Consider the following 7,505-nt stretch of genomic DNA (forward strand, 5'->3'; position numbering starts at 1 on the left):
TCCAAATTTTTACTTAAGCACTAATTTCTTCAATTATTTTTAGGTCATCTGTGTTGTTATGCGGTCTACATCGGAACTGATCAGCAGGATGGCTTACAGCTAAATGATCGCCTTGTTGAAACAGCTTGTTACGCAGTGAACCTGCTGCATATTCAGTTTTATAACGTCCACGTTGCTGTAACTCTGGGATCACTAGTCGAATGAAATCATGGTGTGATTCAGGTGCAACCGTACGAGTCAGGTTAAAACCATCAATACCAGTTTGATCGAGTAGCTCAATGAGATATTCCGCAACTTCAGCACCACTCCCTACAATCAGAGGATAACGTCCACCCAGCACATGCTGTGCTTTTAGGTCATTTTTGCTGATGCGCTGTTCTTTAAACTTTTCATTGACGGAAGCAATGCTATTACTCTTTTGATAAGGAATCGCTTCATCATCTGCAAACTTGGCAAGATCAATACCGACTGAACTGGCATAATGTGCTAAACCTGCTTCAGGGCTTGCATATTGACGATATTCAGCCAGTTTTTGCTGGGCAAGTTCATGTGTTTCCGCGACGACAACGGTAATACCGACAAAGATTTTAATCGCATCTTCATCACGACCTTGTTGCGTAGCCTGCTGACGTATTTTATTAACTTGCTGACGAATCTTCTCAGGTTGATCACCGCCAATAAAAATACATTCTGCATGACGCGTGGCGAACTGTAGTCCTTTCGGTGAAGCACCTGCCTGAAATAAGGTTGGGGTGCGTTGTACCGACGGCGCCACCTGAAATACACCTTGGCTTTGGTAATATTGACCGTGATGATTGATCGAGTGGACTTTGTTTGGATCAGTAAAAATACGCTGTTGCTTGTCTTTCTTTAAAGCATCATTTTCCCAAGAACCTTCCCAATATTGATAGCAAAGTTGTAAAAATTCCTCGGCTTGATCATAACGGGCATCATGGTCTTTTAAACCTTTTTGCCCAATTAAGCGTTCGGCACTGTCCAGATAACCTGTGACAATATTCCAGCCGAGACGACCTCGGGTTAAATGATCAAGACTGGCAAAACGGCGTGCAAATTGGTAGGGCTGTTCATAGCTGAGATTGACAGTCACGCCAAAGCTTAAATTCTGTGTCACCAAAGCCATTGCCGAAATCAGGGTCGAAGGATCATGACTAGGCAACTGGATCGACTCTTTTAAGGTCAGATCGATCCCATTTTGATAGACATCATAAACGCCAGTAATATCAGCTAAAAATAAACCATCAAACAAACCTTGCTCTAAGGTTTGTGCCAATTCAGTCCAATAATTCAGCTCATTAAAACGGTGTGATTGATCGCGTGGATGGGTCCACAAGCCATGATTGATATGGCCAACACAGTTCATATCAAAAGCATTCAGTAAAATTTTCTTCGGGAGATTTTGACTCATCACAGCGTCCCTCGGCGTGGTGGTAAGATACCGTTCAGGACATAATTGCCAATAAAGTAATATTTCCAGCGCGCAGCATCATGTAAGGTATGAACCCGCGCATTACGCCAATGCCGATCCAGACCATCAGCACGTTGACTGCCACGACTGCCAGCTAATTCAATCAATTTCGATGATGCCTTTAATGCAGTTTCTGTACTGTGCGCACGAACTTTGGCCACATCAATTGAAGCTTTGGCTAAGTTTTCAGCATTCAGATCATGTTTAGCAGTATCCACGGATCGCGCTGCCTGTTTGAGTAATAACTCGCTGGCTTTGACATCAGTTGCTACACGACCGAGTTCAGATAGGGTTAATGGATCTTGAGTGGCGGATTCAATATTGGCATCAATCCAAGGGCGGGCGACACGCACACGCGCTAGGGTTTCTTCAAACACCGCACGGGCAATGCCGACTTCAATTGCAGCATGCATGATTTGAGCAAATGGCCCCACCAAAGACAGTTGTTTAAAGGCAGCATCAAAAGGAATCACATCCTCTTTGGCGACAAAAACTTGATTAAACTTTACTGTGCCGCTGCCTGTGGTGCGTTGCCCAAAGCCTGACCAATCATCAATCACTTCTAAACCTTGGCTGTCTCTTTGTACAAAAGCCAAAAATTCATTGCCTGCTTCATCAACGACTAGTGTTGGAATACGATGTGCAAACAGGCTACCCGTGCAATAAAACTTTTCTCCTTGAATCAGATAACCATTTTCGCTTGGAATTAATGTTGTTTGCTTATGTGCAGATGTGCGAGTTTTAAATTCAGCCAGTGCATTACCAAAACGAGCACCTTGTAAAACTTCTTGATAAAGACGTTTCTTTTGCGCTTCCGTACCAGTATTGCGTAATACTTCCAATGCATAGAAGTGATTTTGTGGAATTTGCCCAATTGAACCATCCGCACCACTAAATAAAGCGATGACTTTGGCAACGGTTAGACTTGAAACCTCTGCACCGCCATACTGTTTAGGTACGGCAATCGCCCATAAACCTGATTGGCTATAGGCTTCTATTTCTGTGAAAGGTAAGTTCCGATTGGCATCGCGTTCAACCGCTGCTTGTTTAAACTGTTCACTTAGTTGAATAGCAATGTCCAGTGCTTCTGCATCGCTTTGAATGATATGCGCTGCTTTAAAATTGGTTTTGGCAAAGCCTTGTAATTCTTGGTATGAGGTCATAATGATTTGCTCCTTAAATCCAAGCATGGCGGGCAGGGTGGGTATCATTGAGGTAATAGTCACCAATAGCATGGAATTTCCAACGCACAGGATCGTGTAAGGTATGTACGCGAGCATTGCGCCAATGTTGATCAAGATTGTGTTGGCTCAGGCTGGCACGGCTTCCGCCAAGTTCGAGTAGCTTTTCGGAGATATGCAGGGCAGCATCATTGGCATAGATCTTTGCTTCTGCCACTAAAATAGAGGCGCGCGCGGCTTGCTCAGCAGAAATTGCAGCGATTTGATCAAGTTCATCTAGATATTCAGCAGCATCGTCCAGTAATAAAATCGCAGCATCGAGCAAGATATTGAGCTTACCAACTTCTTGTAATGTGTAATGTTCTTCACTGGCTTTTTCTATGCCTGCATCAATAATGGGGCGTGCTTTACGAATGCTGGATAAGGTGTCATCAAAAGCCGCTTCGGCAATGCCGACATCAATCGCAACTTGTAATAGCTGAGAATATGCACCGCGCACATTTGGGGTGTCAGCAATAATGCGCTCATCAAAAAATAGTGCAGGATCAACGACAACATTGTGGAGTTTTACCGTTCCACTGGCTGTAGTACGTTGACCGAAGCCATTCCAGTCATTAATCACTTCGACACCAGTAGCATAGCGATCAACGATCACCAATACTGTATAGCCATCGGGGTGTAAGGCACGAATCGCTAACCAATCTGCAAAGCTAGTGCCTGTAGAGTAAAATTTTTCCCCATTTAAAAGGTATTGACCATTTTCCAACGTTAACTTGGTTTGAATGGTTTTGGTATCTTTAGAATTTTTTTCAGGCCCACCATTGGCAATGCGTTTACCTGCAAGAATTTCAGCGTAGATAAACTGCTTTTGTGCATCTGAACCGGTGATATTAATAAAATTTAAAAGACCGAATTGGTTTTGTGGAATTTGTCCAACATTGGCATCGGCTTTACTTAGAATACGAAACACATGAGCTAAGGTTTTATTAGAAACAAATGCGCCACCATAGTCTTTAGGTACACGGATTCCACCTAGACCTTTTTGACTAAACTGAATAATCTGTTCACTGGGCAAGATACGCTGTTGATCTCGGATATTTCGTTCTTCTAATGCAAAGTCAGCAACTTGATAGGCAGCATTGATGGCCTGCTGATCATTTGAAATCAGTTGTGTTTGAACTTGAATCACTGATTGATTACTGGACATGTGAGCACCTCTAATAGATAAGAGATACTTTACAAAAGTTTTACTTTTCCACTAAACCATCAGTTATGGCTTGAATATCACAATAAGTATTAAGCATTTTTTATGAGAAAAGTAACAAAAAAATAGATAATGAATAGCTATTTAAAACAGTTGCTTAGAGTTTTTAAAATTGCATTGATCAACACAAAAAGGCTATTTCTATGAAATAAATGAATAATCTCACCAAGAATATTGATAAAGGCTTTTAGCCAAAATTAGAAAAGATCAAGCAAAAATGACATTGTCTTGAAGGACTTTTACTTCTAAAGTATGAAAAACCTTATGTTTCATGAGTAGAAAAATAAATTTGGAGAGTCTATGCGGGTTTTATACCAATTTCCTTTGTCTCACTATTGTGAAAAAGCTCGCTGGTTGTTAGATCATAAGGAGTTGGACTATGTTGCACATAATTTAATTCCTGGTTTTCACCGTGCGTTTACCTATCTTAAGTCGGGGCAATATCTGTTGCCGATGCTAAAAGATGATAAACAATGGATTGCTGATTCAACACAAATCGCGCTGTATTTAGATACAACTTATCCTGAGCATGCCTTATTAAGACGTGATGAACAATTACGTGAACATGCACTTGAAATTGATCAACTTGCAAATGAGCTAGGTATTCATGTGCGCCGTTGGTCATTAGCTCAAGCACTCTCAGTTGGCGATCATCCTTTAGAAATTATGATGGGTGAGCAAGGCTATTTACGCCAGTTTGAAAAAATTTCTAAACCGATTTTAAAAAGTTTGGTCTCGACTAATTATAAGTTGAATCCTGAAAAAGTTGCGCAGTCCAAACTACGTATGACAGAGCTGATCACTGATTTAAACCTCAAATTGATCGAAAATCAGGGACGTTATTTGGTCGGTGATCGTTTAGGTTTGGCCGATATCGCAGTATGTTCAATTCTTGCACCTTTATTATTAATCAAAGGTACGCCTTGGGAATTGGAAAGTGATGATATTGAACAGTTTTCAGGTGAGCTAAAAGAATATCATGACTATTTGCTTGATTTGCCATTAGGGCAATATGTCCAACGTATTTATGCAACAGAGCGCAATGCGAGAGTTGATTGGCGTGGCATGTAATTCAAAGTGATCAACAAGCCCTAAATTTTAAATTAGGGCTTTTTTATGAGAAAAAAATAAGATTTTCCTTAAAAATGTAAGAAATAAATGACTAATTATTTTCTAATTTAAAAGATAATTCGTTTTATATGGGAAATATTAGAATTTATTTCCAAAATTACTTTAAAAAAACTGAAAAGAGGGAAATAATTGTAAAAGTGCTTTGCTATCTTATGTTTCAGGGTGTGATGGGGATCGAAACAAGTTGTTCAACTATTGGGAGATGAGTTGAACATTTGCTCAAAAGGTCTTGTTTCGGCTTTGGGACAAAGATAAATCACAAATTTATCGGAATCATGTTTGCGTTATCTATGCAACATCGTCAAAAGTTAAACGAATGTTTTCCCTTGACCCTTAAAAATTCACGAACATATAAACAGTTCCGATAAAAACTGAATTTGATAATGAGGACTGTGAAATGGAATTAGATCGTTTTGATAAGCAAATTTTAGAAATTTTGACTCATGAAGACGTAAATCTGAATGAATTGTCAGAGCGTATTAATCTATCTGTAAGTTCGGTGCATCGTCGTATTAAAAATTTAATTGAATCCCAAGTCATGGGGCAGCTCAAGCGAGAAATTAATTTTAATAAACTTGGTTTTAGCCTACATATTCTTTTGCAGGTTTCGTTGAGTAAACATGATAGTGAAACTTTTGATAAGTTCTTACAAGAAATTGAAGATATTCCAGAAGTGACCAATGCATTTCTCGTGACGGGGCAAAGCGCTGATTTTATTTTAGAATTAGTGGCGCGAAATATGGATGATTATAGTGAAATCTTATTACGTCGTATTGGTAAGATCGATAGTGTCGTTGCGCTTCATTCCAGCTTCGTGATCAAAGAATACAATGTCTTTAACTGCTATAAGCTTTTAAATAAGTTATAAAAAATGCATCTAAAAAGATGCATTTTTTACTGATCTCAATGAATTAAGCATCAAGTTGCGTTAACACATCTTCAGAGAATTCAACGTTGGTATAAACGTTTTGAACATCATCAAGATCTTCAAGCATATCAATCATTTTCATGATTTGTTTGGCTTGATCAATATCATTGATTTCAGCTTTAGTCGATGGGCTCATCACAACTTCAGCATTGTCCGATTTTAAACCTGCTGCTGTAAGGGCATCTTGTACATCACCAAAGTTTTCTGGGCTAGTGATGACGAGAATACTATCTTCATCAATCTCGATGTCATCAGCACCTGCTTCTAAAGCAACTTCCATGACTTTGTCTTCTAAAGAAACATCTTCAAAAGAAATTTCACCACGTTTAGTAAACAGGTAGGCTACCGAACCGTTGGTTCCCAAGTTACCATTGGTTTTAGAGAAGCAGTGACGTACGTCAGGTACAGTACGGTTTAGGTTATCTGTCATTGTTTCAACAATAACTGCAACACCGCCCACACCATAACCTTCATAGGTTACTTCTTTTAAATCATCATTGTCTTCACCGCCAGCACCACGTTGAATTGCACGATTGATCGTGTCGCGTGTCATATTGACTGAAAGTGCTTTTTCAACAACAGCACGCAAACGAGGGTTGCTCGCTGCGTCTGGACCGCCTAATCTTGCTGCGGTTACGATTTCACGGATGTACTTAGTAAAAACTTTACCGCGACTTGCATCTTGTTTAGCTTTACGATGCTTAATATTGGCCCATTTAGAATGACCCGCCATGGAAGTAACTCCAAAAAATTAAAACTTAAAAAAGTGCACGAATATTAGCATAGCGATGGTTTTGTTGAAAACAGCCATACTTCATATTCAAAACTTAAAATCACCGTCACTTTACAAAGATTGATCGAAAGAATGAGCTTAGCTAATTTTTACATCAATTCCATATTCGGCATAAAGTGATTTAATTTTTTCTAAGTCTTGTTGAAGATCCGTAGGGTAGATTTTCCCTAAAATACCACCTTTCTTTGTACGAGCATTTGCATACATTAGAATGATAGGCACATTCGCTGCCTTAGCTATATGCCAAAAACCTGTACGGATTGGCTTTCGAGTTTCACCATCTTTGGCACGCGTTGCTTCCGGGGCAATTACAAGGTTGAAATTTTCATTTTGATTAAATAAGTCAACCATTTGCGTAACAATATCTTTATTTGCTTTACGATCAACAGGGATGCCACCAAGCTTTTCTAGAATTGGTTTAAGTGGACCTTTAAAAAGCTCTTTTTTAATGAGTGTATGAATTTTAAGCTCTAAAATTTCGAATAAAGCTAAAGATAAGATCGTATCTAAGTTAGATGTGTGTTCAAATCCAATAATAACTTGCTTTTTTTCCAAGATAGTTGGATCGACTTTGTACTCCCAACCTGTTGCTTTAAAAATAGATTTTCCTAAAAACTTTTTCATATTCTTTATCATTACAAATGAATTTCAGTAGTTTAATCTGAGTTCTATATAAAATATATGGCTGAAAATTTAAGATCTGAACCGTACTGGGTTTTTCG

General features: G+C 39.1%; 7 protein-coding genes. 2 read left to right on the forward strand and 5 right to left on the reverse strand.

The genetic code is table 11. From position 1 onward, the window contains the following. Positions 1-13: 13 nt before the first annotated feature. Genes IO68_RS26065 through IO68_RS26075 form a run of 3 tightly spaced genes read right to left on the reverse strand, consistent with a single transcriptional unit; the run spans position 14 to position 3,874 of the window. Complete coding sequence (locus IO68_RS26065) at positions 14-1,426, reverse strand: LLM class flavin-dependent oxidoreductase (RefSeq protein WP_023013465.1); 1,413 nt, start codon at positions 1,424-1,426, stop codon at positions 14-16. Next, entirely contained in the window at positions 1,426-2,649 is a 1,224-nt protein-coding gene (locus tag IO68_RS26070; protein ID WP_023013466.1) for an SfnB family sulfur acquisition oxidoreductase, read from the reverse strand. Before IO68_RS26070 ends, IO68_RS26065 begins: the two co-directional genes overlap by 1 nt. 13 nt (positions 2,650-2,662) lie before the next feature. Continuing rightward, a complete protein-coding gene (locus IO68_RS26075; protein ID WP_023013467.1) occupies positions 2,663-3,874 on the reverse strand; it encodes an SfnB family sulfur acquisition oxidoreductase in 1,212 nt (403 codons plus the stop codon). A gap of 357 nt (positions 3,875-4,231) precedes the next feature. Between IO68_RS26075 and IO68_RS26080 the strand changes: the two genes are divergently transcribed. Both IO68_RS26080 and IO68_RS26085 read left to right on the forward strand, forming a co-directional pair. Further along, positions 4,232-5,002, forward strand: coding sequence for a glutathione S-transferase family protein (locus IO68_RS26080; protein WP_023013468.1), 771 nt, complete (start codon positions 4,232-4,234; stop codon positions 5,000-5,002). Positions 5,003-5,459: 457 nt separating this feature from the next. Then, positions 5,460-5,930 (forward strand): Lrp/AsnC family transcriptional regulator, encoded by a 471-nt coding sequence (locus IO68_RS26085; protein ID WP_004661600.1) that lies wholly within the window; start codon positions 5,460-5,462, stop codon positions 5,928-5,930. Between the two features lie 43 nt (positions 5,931-5,973). Here the strand turns inward: IO68_RS26085 and IO68_RS26090 are convergent, their stop codons facing one another. After that, entirely contained in the window at positions 5,974-6,723 is a 750-nt protein-coding gene (locus tag IO68_RS26090; RefSeq protein WP_023013469.1) for a YebC/PmpR family DNA-binding transcriptional regulator, read from the reverse strand. A gap of 138 nt (positions 6,724-6,861) precedes the next feature. Continuing rightward, positions 6,862-7,407 carry a 1-acyl-sn-glycerol-3-phosphate acyltransferase gene (locus tag IO68_RS26095; protein ID WP_019384226.1) on the reverse strand — a complete coding sequence of 182 codons (546 nt, stop codon included), beginning with the start codon at positions 7,405-7,407 and terminating at the stop codon, positions 6,862-6,864. Positions 7,408-7,505 lie beyond the last annotated feature (98 nt).

The organism is Acinetobacter sp. COS3 (assembly GCF_000475335.1).
In the GTDB taxonomy this organism is placed as follows: domain Bacteria; phylum Pseudomonadota; class Gammaproteobacteria; order Pseudomonadales; family Moraxellaceae; genus Acinetobacter; species Acinetobacter venetianus.